Raw genomic sequence first — 24656 nt, forward strand, 5'->3', positions numbered from 1 at the left:
TCCTGTCGGTGTGAAACCTCGGGTGCAATCAAGCGATTGTTTGTTTCAACTGAAAGTCTGGACCTGTTCAAGAGTAGGGGGTTTTGCAGGGATGATTGCAGCAAACGTCAAACTGGATGACGGCACCATTATCCACCATCCGGATCTCGTAAATCTTTACGGCTGCACGATCGGGGCGGGAACGCGCATCGGCACCTTCGTCGAGATTCAGAAAAACGCCGTCGTCGGAAAAGAATGCAAGATCTCCAGCCACTCCTTCCTCTGCGAAGGCGTGACGCTCGAGGACGGCGTTTTTATCGGCCACGGGGTGATGTTCACCAATGACACTTACCCGCGTGCCGTGAATGCGGACGGCAGTCTGCAGACGGAGGCCGACTGGGTCGTCATTCCCACACTGGTCAAGCGCCATGCATCGATCGGCAGCAACGCCACCATTCTGCCCGGCGTGACCATCGGAGAGGCCGCCCAGGTCGGCGCCGGCGCTGTCGTAACCAAGGATGTGCCTGACGGCGCCATTGTTGCCGGTGTCCCGGCCAGGATCACCGGTCACGTTCATGACCGGTCAGTAAACATGCAAGCGTTTGGAGGAATGCGATGATCGGCATTGCTGTTGTTGGATATGGATATTGGGGCCCGAACCTGGTCCGCAATATTTCGGAGGCGGCCGGGGCGCAGCTCATTTCAGTCTGCGATCTCAATGTCGATCGGTTGGCGGCGGTCAAAAGCCGCTATCCGGCAGTCACGATCACCGATAATTTCGAGGAAGTCCTGCGTGATCCGAGAGTGGATGCCATCGCGATCGCGACGCCGGTCTCGACCCACTACAAGCTCGCAATGCAGGCTATGATGGCCGGAAAGCATGTCTTCGTCGAAAAGCCGATGGCATCGACGACGGAGGAAGCATCCCGGATGGTCGAAGAAGCCGCGCGGCGACGCCTCGTGCTCGCCGTCGATCACACCTTCGTCCACACCGGCGCCGTCCGCAAGATGCGCGAGCTGGTCGAAAGCGGCCTCGGCGACATGTATTATTATGACTCGGTTCGGGTCAATCTGGGGCTCTTCCAGCATGATGTCAGCGTCATCTGGGACCTTGCGGTGCATGATCTTTCCATCCTGGACCATGTCCTGCAGGAGAGGCCGGTCGCCGTTTCCGCGACGGGCATGAGCCATGTGCTCGGCGAGCCGGAGAACATCGCCTATCTGACGCTCTTCTTCGAGAGCAAGCTCATCGCACATATCCACGTCAATTGGCTGGCCCCGGTCAAGGTGCGCCGCACGCTGATCGGCGGCAGCAACAAGATGATCGTCTATGACGATCTGGAGCCCAGCGAAAAGATCAAGGTCTATGACAAGGGCATCACCATGTGCCCGAATTCCGATGCCTATGGCGAGAAGGTGCACCAGATGCTGGTGGGATACCGCAGCGGCGACATGTGGGCGCCCAAGCTCGATATGACCGAGGCGTTGAAGCGCGAGCTGGATCAGTTCGTCGAGTGCATCGAGCAGAATTCGCGGCCTATCACGGACGGGCAGGCCGGATTGCGTGTCGTTCGGGTCCTTGAAGCAGCAAGCCGGTCGCTCGCTCAGCGCGGCCGTATCATCGAGCTCGAAGAGGCGAGGCTCATTGCATGATCCCGTTCCTCGATATCAAGGCACAATATCAATCGATCAAGAGCGAGATCGACGCCGCCGTGCTCGGCGTGCTCGCCTCCGGGCAATATGTCCTGGGCGAAGAGGTTCTGCGCTTCGAGCAGGAATTCGCCGACTATTGCAATGTCAAGCATGCAATAGCCGTCAACACCGGGACGAGCGCGCTGCATCTCGCTCTGCTTGCCGCAGGCATCGGTCCCGGCGATGAAGTCATCACGGTGCCCTTCACCTTCGTCGCCACCGTGTCGGCAATCTGCTACGCAGGCGCACGGCCGGTGTTCGTCGACGTCGAGCCCGTGACGCTCACCATGGATCCGGCCGGGATCGAGGCGAAGATAACCTCCCGGACCAAGGCCATCATCCCCGTCCATCTCTACGGTCAGATGGCCGATATGGACGCGATCAAGGCGATTGCCGATCGCCACGGCATCCCCGTCATCGAAGACGCCTGCCAGGCCCATGGAGCGCAATACAAGGGGCGGCGCGCCGGCAGCATCGGCGTATCGGGATGTTTCAGCTTCTATCCGGGCAAGAACCTCGGCGCCTGCGGCGAGGGAGGCCTTGTTGTCACCAATAACGACGACCACGCCAAGACGATGCGTATGCTGCGCGACTGGGGTCAGGAACAGCGCTACCACCATCTGCTGAAGGGGTTCAACTATCGCATGGACGCCATTCAAGGCGCGATCCTGCGGGTGAAGCTCCGGCATCTGGAGGACTGGACGGAGGCGCGCCGCGCTCATGCGCGCCGCTACTCGTCGCTGCTTGCTGGATTGCCACATTTGAAACTACCCGTCGAAACAGCCGACCGGCGTCACGTCTATCACGTCTATGCCGTCAGGAGCGCCGATCGCGAGGGACTCCAGCGTGTGCTCAGCGCCGAGGGCATACCTTCGGGATTGCACTACCCCATACCCGTTCATCTGCAGAAGGCCCATGCCGATCTCGGTTACCAGGCCGGCGATTTCCCCGTCTCGGAAGCCGCGGCACGCGAGGTGCTCTCCTTGCCGATCTATCCCGAGATGCCTTCACGGCATATCGACCAGGTCGCGGCCGCGCTGGAGTATGCCTATGTCAGCTAGTCATGCAAGCGGGGCCCGGATCGTGCAGGCGGTCCACGGCCGCCACGAACGGCCGGCGGATCCGGCTTATCAGGCCGGGCTCGCCGAAGAGCTCAGGCAATCATACGGGCGTGCGGGCCTGATCGAACTCTACGGTCGCTTTGCGACCGGAGACGGCCCTGTCGACACGCTGATGCGAAAAGCGATCTGGCAGGCGATCGCGCGGAGTTGCGGCACCGGATTGCAGGTTGCAGGCGGCGCTGGCTTCAAACATCCGGAAACATTCGAAATCGGCGATGGCGTGTTCATCGGCGCCCAGGCCTATATCCAGGGACGCTTCGACGGGACGTGCAAGATCGGCAACAATGTCTGGATCGGCCCGATGGCCTATTTCGACGCCCGCGATCTGGAGATCGGGGATTCCGTCGGCTGGGGCCCCGGCGCCAAGGTGCTGGGCTCGACCCACACGGCGCTGCCGGTGGACGTGCCGATCATTCGCACGGATCTTGAAATCAGGCCGGTGCGCATCGGCGCGGAGGCCGACATCGGAACGAATGCGACCATTCTTCCCGGGGTGACCATCGGGAAGGGGGCGATCATTGGAGCGGGGGCAGTCGTCGTTTCCGACGTCGAGCCGTTCTCGGTCGCCGCAGGCGTACCTGCGAAATTCATACGTTGGCGTTCGGAGAATGATCCGATGACGAACAAGTCGCGTGAGGGAAGATCATGAGAAACAAACGAGTGCTCATCACCGGCGGCGCCGGTCTGATCGGTTCGCATATCGCCGATCTTGTCGCCTTGGAAAAACCTCGCGAAATCATCGTCCTCGACAATTTCGTGCGCGGGCGCCGGGACAATCTCAGCACGGCGATATCAAGCGGGTCCGTCAACATCATCGACGGAGATATCCGCGACAGAGCGCTTCTGGCGAAAACCTTCGAAGGCGTCGACACCGTCTTCCACCAGGCGGCGATCCGCATCACGCAATGCGCCGAAGAACCGCGGCTCGCCTTCGATGTGCTGGCCGAAGGCACATTCAATGTTCTCGAAGCTGCCGTGAAGGCAGGCGTGTCGAAGGTCGTTGCTGCCTCCTCCGCCTCGGTGCTGGGCCTTGCCGAAAGTTTCCCGACCACAGAGCAGCATCACCCCTACAATAACCGGACGATCTACGGCGCGGCCAAGACCTTCAACGAGGGCTTGCTGCGCAGCTTCGCCGATATGTACGGCCTGCGCTATGTGGCGCTGCGCTATTTCAACGTCTACGGGCCGCGAATGGACGTTTACGGCGCCTACACCGAAGTTCTGATCCGCTGGATGGAACGTCTGGCGGCCGGAATGCCGCCGCTCATCTATGGAGACGGCAGCCAGACGATGGATTTCGTCGATGCACGCGATATCGCGCGGGCAAATATTCTCGCCGCCAAGAGCGACGTCACCGACGAAGTCTTCAATGTCGCCAGCGGCCAGGAAATAAGTCTTCTGGAACTCGCTCAGATGCTGAGCAGCGTCATGGGCGTTTCGCTCGAGCCGCAGCACAAGGAGGCCCGGACGGTCAATGGCGTCACCCGTCGTCTCGCCGATATCAGCAAGGCCGAACGGTTGCTCGGATTCAAGGCGGAAATCTCGATGGAACAAGGGCTTCGTGACCTCGTCGCGTGGTGGCAGCAGCAGACCGCCGCGGGGGGAGCGGCAGCATGAGCGCGCCTCAATCCGCAATTCCGGTCGCCAAACCCGTTCTCGGGGAAGAAGAGGCCGAGGCCGTGCGCCGCGTCATTCTGTCAGGATGGGTGACGCAGGGACCCGAGGTCGCCGCTTTCGAGAGCGAGTTCGCATCCTTTGTCGGCGCTCCGCACGCCTGCGCCATTTCCAACTGCACGACCGCGCTTCATCTGGCCTTGAAGGCGGCCGGCGTCGGTTCCGGCGATGAAGTCATCACCGTCAGCCATTCATTCATCGCCACCGCCAACGCTGTTCGCTACTGCGATGCGGTGCCCGTCTTTGTCGACATCGAGCCGGATGGGTACAATATCGACCCCGGCTTGATCGAAGCCGCGATCACACCCCGCACCAAGGCGATCCTGTGCGTGCATCAGCTCGGCATGCCTTGCGATCTCCGCTCGATCGTGGAGATCGGCAAGCGCCATTCGATACCCGTCATCGAGGATGCGGCCTGCGCGACGGGAAGCGAAATCCTGTGGGAAGGGCGCTGGGAAAAGATCGGCAAACCCCATGGCGATATTGCCTGCTTCTCCTTCCATCCCCGAAAGGTCGTCACCACGGGCGATGGCGGCATGCTGACGACGGCGAATCCGGACTATGACCGGAAATTCCGGCTATGGCGCCAGCATGGCATGAGCGTCACCGACGCTGTCCGCCACGGCTCCAAGCAGGTGATCTTCGAGGACTATGACGAGCTAGGCTACAACTACCGCATGACCGACCTCCAGGCGGCGGTCGGACGGGTGCAGCTGCGCCGGCTGCCGGAGCTTGTTGCGCAACGACGGCGATTCGCCTCGCAGTATTGCGAGGGCCTGTCCACCATCCCCGGTCTGTCGATTCCGGTCGAGCCCCGCTGGGCTCGCAGCAACTGGCAAAGCTTCTGCGTGAGACTGTCCGATGAAATCGACCAGCGGGCCGTCATGCAGGCGCTGCTCGATCAAGGAATATCGACGCGACGCGGTGTGATGAACATTCATCTGGAGGGAGCCTATGCCGGCCAAAACTCCCATCGCGCCGCCACCAGCCTGACGCGAAGCGTTTCGGCGCAGCAACAGACGATCATCCTGCCGCTTTACGCCCAGATGACGGAGGTCGATATCGAAAGGGTCATCGGGGCATTGCGCCAGGCCGTTGCCGACGCCGAACGCGTCGTCCGTCAGCCCGAGCAGGACGTCGTACCTGCCTGAAGCAATGCCTGCCTGCTGAGGCGTGTGGATAGAACATCAGAAAAGCCGCGCATCGTCCGATGCGCGGCTTTTCTCATGCGGATTTCGTGATCCATCCCCTGACGATTGCGGGCAGCGATTCCGGTGGAAGCAGTTCCACCAGCATGCGCAACGAGTAAAGCCCGGTCACCACAACGGCGACACAGCCGATCACCATCGCCGACCATGCCGGCAGGAGCAAAAAGGCCGAGACGACCAACCCCGATGCCGGCAGGAACAGAAGCGCGTGCCTGCGATTGGCGCGCGACCAGCGAAAGCCGGTGAGGCGGCGCACGATCACGTAAATCAGAATACTATGCCAGACGTAGAGGCCGAAGAACGCGGTGCCGGCTCCTGTCGTGCCGAACTTCGATACGAAGAGCCACGCCAGCCCGACATGCACCAATGTTGCTGCAACCTCCGTCCAGAAGAAGATCGTCTGCGCACCCTTCGCGAGCACGATGAAACCCATCGGCCAGGCGACGATCCTGAGCATCATTCCAAGGCAGATCCAGCGCAGAAGCTCCACGGCCCCATGAAACTCGGCCGAATAAAACAAGCTCATCACGAGCGGCGCCAGGGTCAGCGTGGCGATCAGACCGGGGCCGGCCAGCAGCATGCTGATTTCCGCCTGCTCATTGACCAGCCGGTTGCACTCGGCATTGTTGTCCGCGGTTGCGGTCAGGCGCGGATAGAAATCCGTTCCCATCGCCTGAAGGATGAAACCGGCATAGAGCCCTCCGAGCGCCCAGGCCGCCTGATACAATCCCGCCGCGACGACGCCCCCTTCATTCAGCACGATGATGCGAATGGCATAGGCCGCGCCGAAGGTCAGAAGCCCGCTTGCCATGAAAGCGACGCCGAGCCTGAACAGAGCTTTGGCTTCCGAGCCGAACTCGCGCGCCGACATTGGCGGCGGCTGCGTGGATATTTGTTTGCTGTACCACCAGGTGGGAAGGAGCGAGACGGCCGCGATCGCCACGAGAGAGGGTGCGATCGCCTTCTCGCCGAACAGATAGATCAGCGGGATGCTCACCATGGTGCCGAAGAGCCCTGAAAGTACGTTGATGCGGGCGAGATTGGCAATGCCTCGCAAGCCCTGGATCAACGCGGCCTGCCCGGCAGAGACGAGCCGGAAGAATACCGCGAGTGACAGCAGCACGATGCCGCCGGCATGCTGGTAGTCGCCGAAGGTGTAATTCGACACCGGAAACGCCAGCGCCGCAAGCAAAAGCGCGCCGAGCAACCCGAGCACCAGCGAGATGCGCCTGAGCGCCGTCGCCGACCGCGCGATCTTTTCTTCGTCGCCGGCGCCCGCCGCTTCGGCGACCCGGCGCACGCCGCTGCTGCTCACGCCGAGACCCGCTATCGCTTGCGCGATATCGAGGATCGCCCCGTAAAGGCCGAGAAGCCCTATACCTTCAGGACCGAGCAGAAGGGCGAGCGCCTTGTTGCGAATAATGCTCAGGACGACATTTATCAGCGATGACCCGCCCATCAGCATCGTCGACTTCAGGATTTGGGTATAAGTCTGACCGCTGGGTGGGATCATGCGTAGCGTCATCGCTCAACTCCAGCCGTAAGGCCCGGGTTGGAGCCTGTCCGCACGTCGCGGGTCACTGGACGGCTCGATCTGCGAGCGTCTGAGATTCGAAAGACGGGCCCGTGTTGGCCTGTGGCGCATTCTCCAGAATGCGCGGCTGAACGATCCTCACCACGTCGCCCGGTACCAGCACCGTCGTTTCCGAGGCTTCGAACTGACTGATTTGTCCGTCGCTGCGACGGGTCACGCTGAAGGTAAGCGGGAGGTCAACGACCAGGTTTTTCACACCATCATTGCTCCCAAGGTCGGTGATGAGCAGCTTCTGCAGTGTTTCGCGCTTCAGCTTGAATTGATCGAGATTTGCCCGCTCGGACTGTGCTTCGATCGCCACTTCGCTCCGGCGTGTGTCGTAGAGCCCCTCGAGGTTGCGCGTCGCCTCGCTGACCGCCTGGCGGCCCCGCATGACGGCGGTTACAAGGTCAAGCTTGTCGGAGCGGTAGGTCGTCAGCAACCGTTCCAGATCCATCTGCCTTGACGACACTGTCAGGCCCTTCTGGACCAGGGACTTGACGCTGGCCAACTGGTCCTCGACAGTTTTGATAATGTCGTCTGCGCCGGTCAGTTTCTCTTCCAGCGTCGAGATCTCGGTGGTCAAAAGATCGCGCAGTTCGGTGAACGCCCTTGCCTGCCTCTCCACCGCATTGGCGCGAGCCCGAAAGATAATCCTTTCCTGATTGTATATGGCGGCGGCAAATTGCTGATCGGCGCCGGTCGCCTGATCGAAGACGATGTCCTTCGCTCCATCCATCTCCGCCTGGAGCCGCGCCAGCCGCGCGCTGCTGCGCAGGATCGAATGATCGATCTCGCGCAATTCTCCGACGATCTGGATCGAATGCGTTTCCTCCTGTTCCTTGGCGCGACGCGGACCGCCGCTCATGGCGAGCGATTGCAGGACGGTCAGTCCGGGGTGGAAACTGTATTGCCCAGGCGTGGTCACGTCTCCCACGACGTAGATCGGCGGGTATTCGAGAATTTCGATGCTGACCGCCGGTGCCTGAACCAAGCCGATCTTTTCCTGCAGACGCTTGCCGATCTCGTTTGTGAGGTCGGTGTCTTTCAGATTGCCGACGGAAATAGAGCCAATGAACGGCAGGGAGACCGTACCGTCCTCGGAGACGCTGTATTCGCCGCCAAGCGCATCCCAGCGTTCATACTGGCCCTTGGACTGCATCCACTGGACGATCGTCAGGCGAATTTTCGTTTGTGGCGCCAAGGACGCGCTGTCGGCGAGAGCCGGCGGCGCGGCTCCGGCCAGAAAAACGAATGCGCTGATGGCAAACGTCGCGCAAAGGAGCGAGTGAGGGGTGCGGTGCGATGAATTCATGTACATATCTCGCCTGCAAAACACCCTTAAACGGATGCCAGTCCACGCTTTGACGCTGTTCGGCCGCCAAACGACAGGTTCGGAGCCGCATCGCTAGTGTGCAATCTGGCGAAGCCTTGAGGAAGGTGGAGGCCGCTTGCTTTGCCTCATCACTATTGATGAGGTGGGAGAGGGTGCCTCAGCCTAATCGAGCAGGAGCACATATCCCGCGCGGCGCAGAGCTATCATCCCGGAAGATCAAAGGTTTGCATGGAGGAATAGGCACGCTGGCCGAGAGGGGCGGCGACCAGCTGCGGCGCCGGGCCGTGATCGGGCAAGATCGAAGATGCCGCAATTCCAAGAGCCTCTGCCGTTGCTCAAAGTTCCGTGTGCGGCTTTCTGGTGCGGCAAAACGGCCGCTTGCCCAAAGGATGCCGCCTGTAGAGCGAAAGGCGTAGGATATATTCTGGTCCTTTTCGACTATACTTGGGAGCTTCGTATTTAAGCGATCATCATAGATTCGATCCTATTAATTTCACGAGGGTTTCTCTCATGTATCGCAACGCTCGCCGGTGGACTTCGCGCTCGCTCCTGATGGATTCGTTGGTTCCCCGTTGGTTGACGGTCGGCGGAAAGGAGAGGCCGCGCAAGCCTGGAAAGCACGGTGATAGCGCTCAACTCGCGGCAGCGGCGCAAACCGTGGATGGAAGCAAGCCGGGCACCCTTGTCGACGATCCCCATGAGGACGCGGCGCTCAACGAGCATGATACCAGGCAGAGCGCAGACGTGAATGGCGAGGCGGTTAGTCGGGCCGACGACAGCCCCGCAGCGCCGCCCTTGCCTGACGCTTTCACGATCAATCGCGAAATAGGAGAGCGAAGCGGTGATATGACCCGGTCTGTGCTCTCCTCTCAGGCGCCGGGTTTCGTCCATTTCGCGCCGGATGCGGACAGAGTTGCGTTTGGGGCAACGCCGCGCACTTATCCTGGCATGAGCTCCATAGGCGACGATCCTCTTGCTTCGTACCTGCCGCAAGGCTCTGCACCGACAGCGTCCGGGCAAGTTTCCGCTACGGTGGCGGCTGAGCGGTCACACTCGGGCAGCGTCGTCATTCTCGAATCGACGCCGTCAGCGCAGTCGACCGCGCAGCATGCTGGAGCGAATGCGCTGGCGTTCGGCATGCCCTTTGGTGTGTGCGGGTGCGGCTACTTTACCTCCCCGACGCGTATCCTCGATTGGGCCCATGGCGGCGCCCTGCTGCAGCAGGACGGCCAATTGCCGGGCACCAAGCTGACCGAGGGGCCGGACTATGTGGCGACGATCAAGCGGGCGATCGGCGCCTCGATCAGCGACCCGCTCCTCGATCGTGACCTGTCGCCTCTTTCCGGCTGGCGCGGAACCGCGAACTGGACAGAATCAACGGTCAACGGATCATTGCCAGGCGGCGGAGAGACAGGAAAGGGCACCACCACGAAAGGTGTCGGCGTGCTTTCCGGCTCGGTGACGACGCCACCCCAACCTTCTGCGCAGCGATCGTTGACAACGCAAAATCTGGCGGCCGCAGCAGCAAGCAACGCGATTGTATTGGAAAACCAGAAGCAGGGTAACCCGGAGAGCGAATGGGGCATCGACGGTGCCGGCAGCTCCAACATCGAGGGGTTTGCGACAGACATCAGCGTCGACAACGGCAAGACGATCAACTTCAAGATCAATACCAACTCCACCAACTACCGGATCGATATTTATCGCCTCGGCTATTATGGCGGCATGGGCGCCCGCAAGGTTCACACCATTCAGCACACCGGCTTGCAGACGCAGCCCAATGCGTTGCGCAACGCCACGACCGGAACCGTGGATGCCGGCAACTGGGCGGTCTCGGCGTCGTGGACCGTGCCGGAGGACGCCGTCTCAGGCGTCTATATCGCCAAGCTCGTCCGTCAGGATGGCACCGCCGGCGAAAATCACATCCCGTTCATCGTCCGTGACGACTCCAGCCAAAGCGACATCGTCTTTCAGACGGCAGATCAGACCTGGCAGGCTTACAACGGCTGGGGCGGCGCAAATCTCTATGGCGGCAACGGCCCGGCGACGGGGCAGGGTGCTGGTCGCGCCTATGCGGTCAGTTATAACAGACCGATTGCGACCCGCGGTGGGGTCGGCACTTTTGCCGGCCCGCAGGACTATCTGTTCGGCGCCGAATATGCGGGCATCTACTGGCTGGAACAGAACGGCTATGACGTCTCCTACCTGTCGGGTGTCGACGTTGACCGCTACGGCAGCCTGCTGCTCAATCACAAGACCTATATCGACGCCGGGCATGACGAATACTGGTCGGGGCAGCAGAGAACGAATGTCGAAGCTGCGCGCGATGCCGGCGTCAACTTGATGTTCTGGAGCGGCAACGAGGTTTATTGGCGCACCCGCTGGGGCAATGCCTATAGCGCCGACGGCACGCCTTATCGCACTTTGATCACCTACAAGGAGACATGGGCCGGATCCGGCATCGATCCTTCCAACGAATGGACGGGCACTTTCCGCGATCCACGCTTCAGCCCGCCTGCCATCGGCGGCGGAAGCCCGGAAAACTCACTGACCGGGCAGTTGTTCAAGGTCGACGACGTCGGCAGCAATCTCCAGGCGATCACTATTCCCTACGACGACGCCAATCTGCGTTTCTGGCGCAATACGAGCGTCGCCAACCTTCAGCCTGGCCAGACGGCAACGCTCACCAAGAACTATCTCGGCTACGAGTGGGACGAAGCGTCCGACAACGGCTTCGACCCGGCGGGCCTTGTCAAGCTGTCGTCGACAACGCTTCCGGTCAGCACCTACCTGCTCGATTATGGCAACACGACCGGCAATGCGACCGCCACCCATAATCTGACGCTCTATCGCGCGCCGAGCGGTGCGCTGGTGTTCGGCGCCGGCACCGTCTACTGGACTTGGGGCCTGAGCGACAATCACGATCTCACGGCGACTCCGACGGACCCGCGCGTGCAGCAGGCGATGGTCAACCTGCTTGCCGATATGGGGATTCAACCCGGGACGCTGCAATCCGGGCTCGTCGCCGGGACCGCTTCGGCGGACCAGGCTGCTCCGACCTCCGTCATCACGGTGCCCGGGACGGTGGCCGTTGGATCTAACGTGACGATCACAGGCACCGCTGCCGACACGGGCGGCGGGGTGGTCGCCGGCGTCGAGGTTTCGACCGACAACGGCGCGAGCTGGCATCCCGCGACAGGCGATGAAAACTGGACCTATAGCTGGTCGCCGCAGGTTGCCGGCAGCTACACGATCCGGTCCCGCGCCGTAGACGACAGCATCAACCTCGAAACACCCTCGGCCGGACGCACGGTCACCGTCAGCGGACCGAGTTACACGTCCCTTTTCGGCTCGGCGACGCCGGCTATCGTCAACACAAACGATAGCTCAGCCGTCGAACTCGGGGTCCGTTTCCAGACCTCCGTGGCAGGGACGGTCAGCGGCATTCGTTTTTACAAGGGCAGCCTGGACACGGGCACGCACACAGGTTCACTCTGGTCGAGCACGGGCACGCGGATCGCCACTCTCACCTTCACCAACGAGACCGCCAGCGGCTGGCAGACCGCGTTTTTTTCCAGTCCTGTGGCATTGACGCCCGGGCAGGTCTATACGGCGTCTTACCATACCAATACCGGTCGTTACTCGACCACCGCCGACTATTTCCTCTCCAATGTGACGAGCGGCCCGCTGACGGCACCGGCGACAGGCAACGGCGTATACAGATACGGCAGCGGCAGCCTGTACCCAACAGCCACCTTTAATGAGACGAATTACTGGGTCGATGTGATGTTCAATCCGTCGTCCTCGAACACGACGCCGACGGCGGTTGCGGATGCGGGGGATGCGACCGAGAAGGGCGGGGTGGCCAACGGCTCGGGCGGTGTGGTCGCCAGCGGCAATGTCTTGACCAACGACACCGATCCGGATGCCGGCGACACCAAGACGGTGACGGCGGTCCGCTTCGGCACGACATCGGGCACGCTCGGCACGGCGCTCAGCGGCACCTATGGCAGTCTCGTGCTCAACGCATCGGGCGCCTACAGCTATGCCGTCAATGAGGCCAACAGCGCCGTGCAGGGACTGCGCCTGTCGACCAACACGCTGAGCGAGGTCTTCAGCTATACGATGCGCGACACGTCGGGCGCCACCGCCACGGCAAACATCACCATCACCATCCACGGCGCCAATGACGCGCCGGTGCTGGCCGTCCAGACGGCGAGCCAGAACGCCACCGTCGGCTCGGCCTTCTCCTTCGCGGTGCCGTCCACGACCTTCACCGATGTCGACGGCGGCGAAACGCTGGCCTATGCGGCCACGGCCGCCGACGGCACGGCGCTGCCATCCTGGCTCACCTTCAACGCCACGACGCGCACCTTCAGCGGCACGCCGACGGCAACCGGCACCTATGGCGTCAGGGTGACGGCAACCGATCTCGGCGGCCTCTCGGCCAACGAGACCTTCAATATCGCCGTGTCGACATCAGGCAACACGACGCCGACGGCGGTTGCCGATGCCGGGGATGCGACGGAAAAGGGCGGCGTCGCCAACGGCTCGGGCGGCGTGGCCGCCAGCGGCAATGTCTTGACCAATGATACCGACCCGGATGCCGGCGACACCAAGACGGTGACGGCGGTCAGCTTCGGGGCGACGTCGGGCACGCTCGGCGCAGCCCTCAACGGCGCCTATGGCAGTCTGGTGCTCAACGCATCGGGTGCCTATAGCTATGCCGTCAACGAGGCCAACAGCGCCGTGCAGGGACTGCGCCAGTCGACCAACACGCTGAGCGAGGTCTTCAGCTATACGATGCGCGACGCTGCCGGCGCCATCGCCACGGCAAACCTGACCGTCACCATCCACGGCGCCAATGATGCGCCGGTGCTCGCCGTCCAGACGGCAAACCAGAATGCCACCGTCGGCTCGGCCTTCTCCTTCGCGGTGCCGTCCACGACCTTCACCGATGTCGACAGCGGCGAAACGCTGGCCTATGCGGCCACGGCCGCCGACGGCACGGCGCTGCCCTCCTGGCTCACCTTCAACGCTTCGACGCGGACCTTCAGCGGCACGCCGACGGCAGCCGGCACCTACGGCGTCAGGGTGACGGCGACCGATCTCGGCGGCCTCGCCGCCAACGAGACCTTCAATATCACTGCGACGGTGGCGCCTGCGACCTACAGTCTGTTCAGTGCCTCCAGCACGCCGGCGCAGACGAACCTCAATGACGGCCAGCAGCTCGAGCTCGGCGTCAAGTTCCAGTCGAACGTCGCCGGTGACGTCACCGCCATCAGGTTCTACCGCAGCGCCAACGACAACGGGCAAAACGTCGTCGATCTGTGGACCTCCACCGGCACCAGGCTCGCCACCGCCACCTTCACCAACACCACGGCGAGCGGCTGGCAGACGGTGAACTTTGCAACACCCGTCATCATCACAGCCAACACCACCTATGTCGCCTCCTATCACACAACAGGCGCATACGTGGCGACCAACAATTTTTATACGGCCGCGGTCACCAATGGTCCGTTGACGGCCCAGTCAAGTGCCGTCGCCGGCGGCAATGGCGTCTACCGTTATGGCGGATCTGCCACCACAGGCATTTTCCCGAATGCCAGCTTTAACGCATCCAATTACTTTGCCGATGTGGTCTTCCGGCCGTCGACGTCAGGCAACACGACGCCGACGGCGGTTGCGGATGCGGGGGATGCGACCGAGAAGGGCGGGGTGGCCAACGGCTCGGGCGGTGTGGTCGCCAGCGGCAATGTCTTGACCAACGACACCGATCCGGATGCCGGCGACACCAAGACGGTGACGGCGGTCCGCTTCGGCACGACATCGGGCACGCTCGGCACGGCGCTCAGCGGCACCTATGGCAGTCTCGTGCTCAACGCATCGGGCGCCTACAGCTATGCCGTCAATGAGGCCAACAGCGCCGTGCAGGGACTGCGCCTGTCGACCAACACGCTGAGCGAGGTCTTCAGCTATACGATGCGCGACACGTCGGGCGCCACCGCCACGGCAAACATCACCATCACCATCCACGGCGCCAATGACGCGCCGGTGCTGGCCGTCCAGACGGCGAGCCAGAACGCCACCGTCGGCTCGGCCTTCTCCTTCGCGGTGCCGTCCACGACCTTCACCGATGTCGACGGCGGCGAAACGCTGGCCTATGCGGCCACGGCCGCCGACGGCACGGCGCTGCCATCCTGGCTCACCTTCAACGCCACGACGCGCACCTTCAGCGGCACGCCGACGGCAACCGGCACCTATGGCGTCAGGGTGACGGCAACCGATCTCGGCGGCCTCTCGGCCAACGAGACCTTCAATATCGCCGTGTCGACATCAGGCAACACGACGCCGACGGCGGTTGCCGATGCCGGGGATGCGACGGAAAAGGGCGGCGTCGCCAACGGCTCGGGCGGCGTGGCCGCCAGCGGCAATGTCTTGACCAATGATACCGACCCGGATGCCGGCGACACCAAGACGGTGACGGCGGTCAGCTTCGGGGCGACGTCGGGCACGCTCGGCGCAGCCCTCAACGGCGCCTATGGCAGTCTGGTGCTCAACGCATCGGGTGCCTATAGCTATGCCGTCAACGAGGCCAACAGCGCCGTGCAGGGACTGCGCCAGTCGACCAACACGCTGAGCGAGGTCTTCAGCTATACGATGCGCGACGCTGCCGGCGCCATCGCCACGGCAAACCTGACCGTCACCATCCACGGCGCCAATGATGCGCCGGTGCTCGCCGTCCAGACGGCAAACCAGAATGCCACCGTCGGCTCGGCCTTCTCCTTCGCGGTGCCGTCCACGACCTTCACCGATGTCGACAGCGGCGAAACGCTGGCCTATGCGGCCACGGCCGCCGACGGCACGGCGCTGCCCTCCTGGCTCACCTTCAACGCTTCGACGCGGACCTTCAGCGGCACGCCGACGGCAGCCGGCACCTACGGCGTCAGGGTGACGGCGACCGATCTCGGCGGCCTCGCCGCCAACGAGACCTTCAATATCACTGCGACGGTGGCGCCTGCGACCTACAGTCTGTTCAGTGCCTCCAGCACGCCGGCGCAGACGAACCTCAATGACGGCCAGCAGCTCGAGCTCGGCGTCAAGTTCCAGTCGAACGTCGCCGGTGACGTCACCGCCATCAGGTTCTACCGCAGCGCCAACGACAACGGGCAAAACGTCGTCGATCTGTGGACCTCCACCGGCACCAGGCTCGCCACCGCCACCTTCACCAACACCACGGCGAGCGGCTGGCAGACGGTGAACTTTGCAACACCCGTCACCATCACAGCCAACACCACCTATGTCGCCTCCTATCACACAACAGGCGCATACGTGGCGACGGATGGCTTCTTCACCAACGGCGTCAGCAACGGTCCGCTGTCGGCGCTATCCAGCGCTGCCGCCGGCGGCAATGGGGTCTATGCCTATGGCGGATCTGCCACCACGGGTCTCTTCCCCACCAATACCTACGATTCGGCAAATTATTACGCCGATGTGGTCTTCCGACCGCAGCTTGTCGCCTGACGCGTAAAACGAGGTTAGAAACGGTTTCGAATGAGGCTCATAAGACGCTGATGTCAGTCGCTCCGAATGCCCTCATTGACAGGATGCCGATGAACCGCGTCGACCGGCTGCCGGTGACAGTGCTCTCGGGTTTTCTCGGCGCCGGCAAGACGACGCTTCTCAGCCACGTGCTGAGCAATCGCGAGGGTCTGCGGGTCGCCGTCATCGTCAACGATATGAGCGAAGTGAACATAGATGCCAGTCTCATTCGAGACGGCGGCTGCAACCTGTCGCATACGACGGAGACGTTGATCGAGCTCAGCAATGGCTGCATATGCTGCACCCTGCGCAATGATCTCCTGACGGAAGTGCGGCGACTGGCCGAAGAGGGGCGATACGACTATCTGCTGATCGAAGGGACCGGCATTGCCGAGCCATGCCCAATCGCGGCAACTTTTTCATTCCGCGACGAGAGCGGTGTTTCGCTTTCCGATTTTGCGAAACTCGATACGATGGTGACCGTCGTCGACGCCGCAAGCCTCCTGGCCGATTACAGCAGCGCCGACCTGCTTCGCGATCGCGGGCTGCAGCGGGACGGCGAGGACCGGCGGACGCTCATCGACCTGTTGGTGGACCAGATCGAGTTTGCCGATATTGTCGTGATCAACAAGATCTCGGATGCGAGCGAAGAGGTCCGCGCGGACGTTCGCAAGACGGTGGCTGCGCTCAACCCGGATGCACGCCAGGTGGAGACTGACTTCGGCGAGGTCGCGCTTGCAAGCATCCTTAATACGGGCCTCTTCGACGAAGTAAAAGCTGCTGCCCACCCGCTGTGGCACAAAGAGCTGTACAGCCCTAGCGACCATGTTCCGGAGACGGAGGAATACGGGGTAACGAGCTTCGTCTATCGCACGAGGCGTCCCTTCGACCCCACGCGGTTTAGAGCCTTCCTGGACGAGCCCTGGCCGGGGGTCATCCGCGCCAAGGGCCATTTCTGGCTGGCCACGCGGCCGCGTCACGTGGGTGTGATGTCGGCCGCCGGGATGCAGCGGCGCTGCGAACCCATGGGGCTCTGGTGGGCGGCCGTTCCCCGACAGGACTGGCCTAGCCATCAGCAGTTTCGTCAGCATATCGAGAGCCGGTGGCACAGCGCTTGGGGCGACCGTCGGCAGGAGCTCGTGTTCATCGGTGTTGATATGGACGAGACGGGTGTCCGGAGCGCGTTGGACAACTGTCTGGCCAGCTCGGATCCACGGGACTGGTCGGCTCTCGAAGATCCATTTCCGGCCTGGTAGCACGGAGCGCCGCAGGACAAGGCCGGCGCTTACCTCTTCGACAGCCGGATTGGCGAAGTCGGGTCAAGCAATCTCTTTTTCCACCGGTGTCAGCCGCTTAAAGCAGCGGCAGCAGGAGGCTTTGGGGCCTATCGGTCGGGTATGGCGTGAGGGTCATCATATCGGCGTATGCGGTACCACCCACATACCCCTGATTGCTGTCGTACGCTCCGTTTCGAAAGCTGGCAGGATGAAATCTCCAATGCTGGTCGACGGAAACGGGGACGCCGCTCTTGTTAAGATTTCATGTGAGGAATCGAGAATATTTAAGTGCTTCGGGCGGCACGCCTTGCATCAGTCACGTAACGTCAACCTGGACTGCACTGCTTGCAACTCCGATCGTGGTGTCTTCGAGCACGCAGGCCTTTTCCGGCTTTGCCAACGAGGGCAGCGCTACCGTCCAATCCTCCTTCACCGATACGGTCACATCGTCACTGATGTCGTTATCAGGTACCACGCAATCGTCCGCCGCATCGCCGACGGCGCCTGCGGGCGACGGCGGCGCGCAAGACAGCTCGATCAAGACGGCATCGGTTGCGACGGTGTTCGAGACGCCCTCCTCGACAAAGCAAGACACCGTGCTTGCCCCCGATCCATCGCAGGAGGCTGCGACACTGCCTGCCGCTCCGGCGCTTACGGGAGTCACCAGCAATGCCGAGACGGATAGCGCGAAAACGGCGGCGCCGGTCGGCTCCTCCAGCAGCCTCGGCACAACTTCGCTGCGTCTTCAGGTTTCGACGCTCTCCCTCTCGGAGGAAGCGAGCCAGGACGTTTCGGCTGAAACGACCGCGGCTCCCTCAGCGCTGGCGGCACCGGCGGCGGTGGCTTCGCCTGCAGCTGTGGTGACGCCCAACAAGATCGCGCTCGAAAACCTGAGGCAGGGCAACCCCATCAGCGAATGGGGACTGGAGGGCGACGGCAACGGCACCATCCAGGGTTTCGCCACCGAAATCAGCACCAATATCGGCCAGACGGTCGATTTCAAGATCGCCACCGATTCCACCCATTACCGCATCGATATCTACCGCATGGGCTATTATGGCGGTATGGGCGCCCGCAAGGTCGACTCGATCGAGAAATCGCTGACCACGGCGCAGATCCAGCCGCACCCGATCGTCGACATGTCGCTCGGGCTCATCGATTGCGGCAACTGGTCGGTATCGGCGAGCTGGGAGATTCCCGACGATGCCGTCTCGGGCGTCTATTTCGCCAAGCTGGTGCGTGAGGATGGCACTGAGGATGCGAGTATCATCCCCTTCGTCGTACGCGACGATGCTTCTACCAGCGATATCGTCTTCCAGACATCCGACACCACCTGGCAGGCCTATAATGCCTGGGGCGGCGCCAGCCTCTATTATGGCGAAGTTCCCGTCGATCCGGCCGACATGATCGGCTACCTGCCGCCGAACTGCAGCTGCGGGCTGACCGCGATCGGCCGTGCGTCCGCCGTCAGCTACAACCGGCCGATTATCACCAATACCAGCCCGATCGGCGGCTCGCACGATTATATCTTCGGCGTCGAATCCTCCGCCATCTCGTGGCTGGAGCAGAACGGCTACGACGTGTCCTATATTTCCGGCGTCGATGCGACTCGCAACGGCGCGCTGCTGCTCAATCACGATGCCTATCTCTCTGTCGGCCACGACGAATACTGGTCTGCAGAACAGCGCGAAAATGTCGAGGCTGCCCGCGATGCCGGCGTCAACCTCGCCTTCTGGAGCGGCAACGAATGCTACTGGAAGGTCCGCTGGGAAAGCAGCATCGACGGCAGCGGCCAAGCCTATCGCACCATGGTCTGCTACAAGGAGACCTGGGGCACGAGCACCGATCCGAGCAATGTCGGCACCGGCACCTGGCGCGATCCGCGCTATGCCGATCCGGGGCAGGAGCCGGAAAATTCGCTGACCGGCACGATGTTCCAGGTGGACAGCTACCGCCAGGATACGATCTCCATTCCTTACGACTATTCGAACCTGCGCTTCTGGCGCAATACCGAGGTTTCGGAGCTGCAGGAGGGCGATACCTATAATCTGGTGCAGAACTTGCTCGGCTATGAGTGGGATTCCGATGTCGAGAACGGCTTCCGGCCTGACGGTCTCGTCAACCTGTCGCTCTCGTCGATCTCGGTGGATACATATCTGCGCGACTACGGCACGACGGTCGGTTCGGCGATCGCCACCCACAGCCTCACCATGTACCGCGCGGAAAGCGGCGCGCTGGTCTTCGGCGCCGGCACCGTCTTCTGGTCCTGGGGCCTGAGCGACAACCACCAAGGCCCGACGACATCGACCGATCGCAACGTGCAGCAGGCGATGGTCAACATGTTCGCCGACATGGGCATCCAGCCGACCACGCTGGATGCGAGCCTGATCCTCGCGACCCAGTCGACCGACACGCTGAAGCCCACCTCGACGATCAGCTCGTCGATATCAGGCGCAAGCTTCCTCGAAGGCCAGCATGTGACGATCACGGGCACGGCGCAGGATTTCGGCGGCGGCATCATCGCCGGCGTCGAGGTTTCCACCGATGGCGGCCAGCACTGGTTCAAGGCCACCGGCCGCGAAAGCTGGAGCTACAACTGGGTCGTACAGGCAAGCGGCACCTATACCATCCTGTCGCGCGCCGTCGACGACAGCGTCAATCTGGAGGCGCCATCGGCCGGCAAGCAGGTCACGGTCACCCTGCCGGGCACGCAGGGCCTGTGGACGCTGGCGGAAAAGCCTGCTGTGGAAACGGCGATCGATCGCGATCCGGTCGAGCTCGGCCTGCGCTTCCAGGCAACGACGGCAGGCGCCGTGCAGGGCATCCGCTTCTACAAGGGCTTCTACAATACCGGCGACCACGTCGTCAGCCTCTGGTCCGGCGACGGAACGCTGCTCGCAACCGGCGTGTCGGTGGGTGAATCGCTCTCCGGCTGGCAGACGGTGATGTTCTCCTCGCCGATCCAGATCGCCGCCGGCACGACCTATGTGGCCTCCTATCACAGCAACGGATTCTTCTCCCTCACCGAGAACTATTTCAGCGAGCCCTATGCCAGCGGTGCGCTGAAGGCAGTCGATGGCGGCGGCGTCTTTGCCTATAGCGGCACCAGCACGTTCCCCGGTCAGAGCCCCGGTGGCTCCAACTACTGGGTTGATGTGGTCTTCGATGCCGGCCCCAACAGCCAGCCGGTGGCGACCGACGACAGCGGGCTGACCATCGGCCACAACGGAACGCTTGTCATCTCGATTGCCGCGCTCGTGGCAAATGATGTCGATGCCAATGGCGATGCGCTGACCATCACCGCCGTCGGCAATGCCGTGAATGGCACGGTCGCTCTCAATAAGCAGACGGGAACCGTCACCTTCACGCCGGCCAACAATTATTCAGGCCCGGCAAGCTTCAGCTATACGCTGTCGGATGGTCGCGGCGGCACGGATCAGGGCAATGTCAGCCTCACCGTGCAGGCAGGTCCGGCCGGCGAGACGCTGTTTACCTCAAGCGAGGGACCGACCGGCGGCAGTTTCAACGACAATACAGCGATGGAACTCGGCATGAAGTTCGTCGCTTCGTCAAACGGCACGATCTCGGGCATCCGCTATTACAAGGCTGCCGGCGATACCAGCGTGCATACCGGCTCCCTCTGGAGAGCCGACGGCACGCTCGTTGCGACGGTGACCTTCAACAACGAGTCGCTCTCCGGCTGGCAGACTGCGAACTTCTCCACGCCGCTGCAGATCACGGCGGGTGCGACCTATGTCGCCTCCTACCACACGACCGGCAGCTATGTGGCGACGGCAGGCTATTTCAACACGGCCCATACCAACGGCTCGCTGACGGCGCTGGCCGGTACGAACGGCGTCTATGCGGTCGGATCGGGCTCGACCTTCCCGACCCAGAGCTACCAGTCGTCGAATTACTGGGTCGATGTCGTCTTCAACCAGTCGACGGGCAACACGGTGCCTGTCGCCGCCAATGACAATGGCTACACGACCTATGCCAACACGGCCCTGTCGATTGCTGCAGCAAACCTGCTTGCCAACGACAGCGATGGCGACGGCGATCCGCTGAGCGTTACCGGCGCCAACGGCGCGGTCAATGGAACGGTGACCTTCAACAGCCAGACCAACACGGTGACCTTCACGCCGAATTCAGGCTATACCGGCGTTGCAAGCTTCTCCTATTCGATCTCGGACGGGCATGGCGGCACGGCTTCGGCCACCGTCAGCCTCACGGTCAATTCGCAGCCCGGCGGTGGCACGACCTCGAGCCTGTTTACCGGTGCCGATACGTCGGGTGTTGGCGCCGCCAATGACGCCAACTCGGTCGAACTCGGCGTCAAGTTCATCGCTTCCGCCAATGGCCAGATCACCGGGCTCACCTACTACAAGAGCGCTCAGGATACCGGCACGCATGTCGGCTCGCTCTGGACCGCGAGCGGCCAGCTCCTTGGCCAGGCAACCTTCATCAACGAGACGGCAAGCGGCTGGCAGACGGTTTCCTTCACCCAGCCGATCAATGTCACGGCCGGCACCACCTATGTGGCGAGCTACCATTCGAACGGTTTCTATTCGGCAACGGCGAACTATTTCACGACCGACCATACGAGCGGCGCGCTGACGGCGCCGGCCAGTTCGGTCAGCGGCGGCAACGGCGTCTATGCCTATGGTACGGGCAGCCTGTTCCCGACCGCTTCCTACAATGCCAGCAACTACTGGGTGGACGTGCTCTACCAGCAGGGTGCGCAGAATGCGGTTCCGGTCGCCGCCAATGACAGCGGCTACTCGACCAATACGGGCACGCCGATTACCATCCAGGCCTCGGCGCTGCTTTCAAACGATACCGATGGCGATGGCGATCCGCTCACCGTTACCGGCGTCAGCGGCGCGGTCAACGGCTCGGTCGCCTGGAACGCGCAGGCCCAGACGGTGACCTTCACCCCGACGGCTGGTTATTCCGGACCGGCGAGCTTCGGCTACGCGATCTCGGACGGCAAGGGCGGCACGGCCTCGGCCCAGGTGGCGCTCACCATCAACAACGCCGCCGCCGGTCCTGAGCAGAACCTCTTTGCATCAAACGCGACGCCCTCGGTCGTCTCGGTCAACGACAACCAGCAGGTCAATCTCGGCATGAAGTTCCAGGCCGATGCCGCCGGCTGGATCACCGCCATCCGCTTCTACAAGGGCGCCGACAATACCGGCCCGCACAACGGCTATCTGTGGACCGCCTCCGGCACGCTTCTCGGCAGCGTCACCTTCAACAACGAGACGGCGAGCGGCTGGCAGACCGCGCAGCTCAGCCAGCAGATCGCGATCCAGGCGGATACGACCTACGTCGTTTCCTACAGCACCAACGGCCATTATTCGGCGACCGGCAATTACTTCGCCAGCGACGTGACGAATGGGGACCTGAAGGCATCAGGCGGCAACAACGGCGTCTATGCCTATGGATCGGGCGGGCTGTTCCCGACCGCCAGCTATAACAGCACGAACTACTACGTGGACGTCGCATTCAAACCGCAGCTCGCGGCGTAACGCCCACGCGGATGCAAGGCCAAGCATGCCGTGAAGTGTGAGAGTATCGATGATGCGTACAGATATCAGATTGCCGGTTACGGTTCTCGCCGGGTTTCTCGGCGCCGGAAAGACGACTGTGCTCAATCACGTCCTGAGCAATCGGGAAGGGCGTCGGGTTGCCGTCATCGTCAACGATATGAGCGAGGTCAACATCGATGCTGATCTCGTGCGTGAAGGGAGTGCGGACCTCCTGCGCACGGACGAGACACTGGTGGAGCTCACCAATGGATGCATCTGCTGCACGCTGCGCGAAGACCTCCTGAGCGAGGTCAGGCGGCTCGCGGCCGCCGGCCGTTTCGACTATCTGCTGATCGAGGGCACCGGCATCGCCGAACCGCTGCCTGTCGCGGCCACCTTCTCCTTCCGCGACGAGAGCGGGGCGGCCCTTTGCGACGTGGCAAGGCTCGACACGATGGTCTGCGTCGTCGATGCGGTCAATCTGCTTGCCGATTACCACAGCGCCGAGTTCCTTGCCGATCGCGGCGAGAGGCGTGACGGGGACGACGAGCGCAAGCTCGTGGACCTGCTCGTCGAGCAGATCGAATTTTCCGATGTCGTCATCATCAACAAGGCAGGCGACGTGTCTTGCGCCGACCTTGCCGAGGTTCGCCGGGTCGTCGCCGCACTCAATCCGGATGCCCAGGTCGTCGAGGCGGTCTTCGGCCAGGTGCCGCTCGACACGATTCTGGATACCGGCCTCTTCAGCGAGGCGAAGGCTGCCCGCCACCCGCTCTGGCACAAGGAGCTCTTCGGTTGGGGCGACCATGTGCCGGAGACCGAGGAATACGGCATTTCAAGCTTCGTCTATCGCAGCCGCCGGCCTTTCGCACCGCTCAGGCTCAAGGATTTCCTCGACAGGAAATGGGCAGGCCTCATCCGCGCAAAGGGTCATTTCTGGCTGGCGACGAGGCCTGATGAGATCGGCCTGCTGTCGATCGCCGGCACCCAATGCCGCATCGAAACCAGAGGATACTGGTGGGCCTCCGTGCCGAAGGTGCAATGGCCTCGCTTTCCGCAATTCCGCCAGCTCATCGACCGGCATTGGGACGAAGTCTGGGGCGACCGCCGCCAGGAACTCGTCTTCATCGGCTCGCACTTCGACAAGGCGGCGATCCGGGCCGCGCTCGACGATTGCCTGACCGGGGAAGAAACAGGCTTCGATCCGCAAACCGCCGTCGGTCTTCGCGATCCGTTTCCGGCATGGCGGCATGACACGCACGCATCGGGGCGAAAAGCGTGAAGCGGATTCGGACAATCCGATGCGCCGCAAAGTGACAGTTTTCACATCAACCAGAGGAGAGAACAATGAGCAGCGAACTTTATGCAGATGGCATCGGTGAAATCACCATCACGGGAACGATCGTGCGCATCGACGTGATGTCGCTCTCGGCCACCGAGCGAGACGCCAACAACAATCCGAAGCCGGTGTTCCGCCAGCGCATCATCATGCCGGTGGATGCCTTCGCCAATGCGGTCGATCTCATGCAGAAGGCGCTCGGCGGGCTGGTCGAGGCGGGTGCGGTCCGCCGCATCGGCGACATGTCGGGGGCGGCGGCTGCCGACATCCAATCGACGCAGGGCGGTGCGTCGAACGCCTCGCCGAACTTCAACTGATGAACAGAGGTGTGGAGCGCTGCGCGTCGATCCGGACGCGCAGGAGACGTCTCCAACTTTTAAATCC

Annotated in this window: 13 protein-coding genes; 11 read left to right on the forward strand and 2 right to left on the reverse strand. The window is 62.4% G+C overall.

The window, feature by feature from the left end; all coding sequences use genetic code 11:
* The first annotated feature begins 91 nt into the window (after positions 1-91).
* The 6 genes from ATY77_RS02000 to ATY77_RS02025 are packed head-to-tail and all read left to right on the forward strand — an operon-like array spanning position 92 to position 5617.
* Positions 92-598 (forward strand): acyltransferase, encoded by a 507-nt coding sequence (locus tag ATY77_RS02000; RefSeq protein ID WP_088685849.1) that lies wholly within the window; start codon positions 92-94, stop codon positions 596-598.
* Positions 595-1632, forward strand: a complete 1038-nt coding sequence (locus ATY77_RS02005) for a Gfo/Idh/MocA family oxidoreductase (protein ID WP_088685850.1) — start codon at positions 595-597, stop codon at positions 1630-1632. The genes ATY77_RS02000 and ATY77_RS02005 overlap by 4 nt, the downstream gene beginning before the upstream one ends.
* Positions 1629-2732 carry a DegT/DnrJ/EryC1/StrS family aminotransferase gene (locus ATY77_RS02010; RefSeq protein WP_088685851.1) on the forward strand — a complete coding sequence of 368 codons (1104 nt, stop codon included), beginning with the start codon at positions 1629-1631 and terminating at the stop codon, positions 2730-2732. The genes ATY77_RS02005 and ATY77_RS02010 overlap by 4 nt, the downstream gene beginning before the upstream one ends.
* On the forward strand, positions 2722-3441 hold the full coding sequence (locus ATY77_RS02015) for an acyltransferase (RefSeq protein WP_088685852.1): 720 nt from the start codon (positions 2722-2724) through the stop codon (positions 3439-3441). Before ATY77_RS02010 ends, ATY77_RS02015 begins: the two co-directional genes overlap by 11 nt.
* Positions 3438-4409, forward strand: a complete 972-nt coding sequence (locus tag ATY77_RS02020; RefSeq protein WP_088675761.1) for an NAD-dependent epimerase/dehydratase family protein — start codon at positions 3438-3440, stop codon at positions 4407-4409. The genes ATY77_RS02015 and ATY77_RS02020 overlap by 4 nt, the downstream gene beginning before the upstream one ends.
* Positions 4406-5617, forward strand: coding sequence for a DegT/DnrJ/EryC1/StrS family aminotransferase (locus ATY77_RS02025; protein WP_088675762.1), 1212 nt, complete (start codon positions 4406-4408; stop codon positions 5615-5617). Before ATY77_RS02020 ends, ATY77_RS02025 begins: the two co-directional genes overlap by 4 nt.
* A gap of 73 nt (positions 5618-5690) precedes the next feature.
* On the opposite strand, the gene ATY77_RS02030 is transcribed toward ATY77_RS02025, so the two are convergent.
* Positions 5691-7199 (reverse strand): O-antigen translocase, encoded by a 1509-nt coding sequence (locus ATY77_RS02030; protein WP_088685853.1) that lies wholly within the window; start codon positions 7197-7199, stop codon positions 5691-5693.
* Positions 7200-7251: 52 nt separating this feature from the next.
* Complete coding sequence (locus tag ATY77_RS02035; RefSeq protein WP_088685854.1) at positions 7252-8568, reverse strand: polysaccharide biosynthesis/export family protein; 1317 nt, start codon at positions 8566-8568, stop codon at positions 7252-7254.
* A gap of 525 nt (positions 8569-9093) precedes the next feature.
* On the opposite strand from ATY77_RS02035, the gene ATY77_RS02040 reads away from it, so the two are divergent.
* The 5 genes from ATY77_RS02040 to ATY77_RS02060 all read left to right on the forward strand — a co-directional run bounded on the left by ATY77_RS02040 (position 9094) and on the right by ATY77_RS02060 (position 24589).
* A complete protein-coding gene (locus tag ATY77_RS02040) occupies positions 9094-16107 on the forward strand; it encodes a DUF4082 domain-containing protein (RefSeq protein ID WP_088685855.1) in 7014 nt (2337 codons plus the stop codon).
* Between the two features lie 89 nt (positions 16108-16196).
* The gene (locus tag ATY77_RS02045) at positions 16197-17381 is read left to right on the forward strand and encodes a GTP-binding protein (protein WP_088686239.1); all 1185 of its coding nucleotides are present in this window, start codon (positions 16197-16199) and stop codon (positions 17379-17381) included.
* Between the two features lie 272 nt (positions 17382-17653).
* Positions 17654-22933, forward strand: coding sequence for a DUF4082 domain-containing protein (locus ATY77_RS02050; RefSeq protein ID WP_088685856.1), 5280 nt, complete (start codon positions 17654-17656; stop codon positions 22931-22933).
* A gap of 49 nt (positions 22934-22982) precedes the next feature.
* On the forward strand, positions 22983-24215 hold the full coding sequence (locus ATY77_RS02055; RefSeq protein WP_088685857.1) for a GTP-binding protein: 1233 nt from the start codon (positions 22983-22985) through the stop codon (positions 24213-24215).
* Between the two features lie 65 nt (positions 24216-24280).
* Positions 24281-24589, forward strand: coding sequence for a hypothetical protein (locus tag ATY77_RS02060; RefSeq protein WP_088675768.1), 309 nt, complete (start codon positions 24281-24283; stop codon positions 24587-24589).
* Positions 24590-24656 lie beyond the last annotated feature (67 nt).

It is taken from the genome of Rhizobium sp. R634, from assembly GCF_002211305.1.
Lineage (GTDB): Bacteria > Pseudomonadota > Alphaproteobacteria > Rhizobiales > Rhizobiaceae > Rhizobium.

What these genes read in the sequence shown, in the direction of transcription:
- ATY77_RS02015 (WP_088685852.1), top strand. Translation starts at nt 2,722, where the DNA reads ATGTCAGCTAGTCATGCAAGCGGGGCCCGGATCGTGCAGGCGGTCCAC.
- ATY77_RS02010 (WP_088685851.1), top strand. Translation starts at nt 1,629, where the DNA reads ATGATCCCGTTCCTCGATATCAAGGCACAATATCAATCGATCAAGAGC.
- ATY77_RS02040 (WP_088685855.1), top strand. Translation starts at nt 9,094, where the DNA reads ATGTATCGCAACGCTCGCCGGTGGACTTCGCGCTCGCTCCTGATGGAT.
- ATY77_RS02030 (WP_088685853.1), bottom strand. Translation starts at nt 7,199, where the DNA reads ATGACGCTACGCATGATCCCACCCAGCGGTCAGACTTATACCCAAATC.
- ATY77_RS02045 (WP_088686239.1), top strand. Translation starts at nt 16,197, where the DNA reads ATGAACCGCGTCGACCGGCTGCCGGTGACAGTGCTCTCGGGTTTTCTC.
- ATY77_RS02020 (WP_088675761.1), top strand. Translation starts at nt 3,438, where the DNA reads ATGAGAAACAAACGAGTGCTCATCACCGGCGGCGCCGGTCTGATCGGT.
- ATY77_RS02060 (WP_088675768.1), top strand. Translation starts at nt 24,281, where the DNA reads ATGAGCAGCGAACTTTATGCAGATGGCATCGGTGAAATCACCATCACG.
- ATY77_RS02005 (WP_088685850.1), top strand. Translation starts at nt 595, where the DNA reads ATGATCGGCATTGCTGTTGTTGGATATGGATATTGGGGCCCGAACCTG.
- ATY77_RS02000 (WP_088685849.1), top strand. Translation starts at nt 92, where the DNA reads ATGATTGCAGCAAACGTCAAACTGGATGACGGCACCATTATCCACCAT.
- ATY77_RS02055 (WP_088685857.1), top strand. Translation starts at nt 22,983, where the DNA reads ATGATGCGTACAGATATCAGATTGCCGGTTACGGTTCTCGCCGGGTTT.
- ATY77_RS02035 (WP_088685854.1), bottom strand. Translation starts at nt 8,568, where the DNA reads ATGTACATGAATTCATCGCACCGCACCCCTCACTCGCTCCTTTGCGCG.
- ATY77_RS02025 (WP_088675762.1), top strand. Translation starts at nt 4,406, where the DNA reads ATGAGCGCGCCTCAATCCGCAATTCCGGTCGCCAAACCCGTTCTCGGG.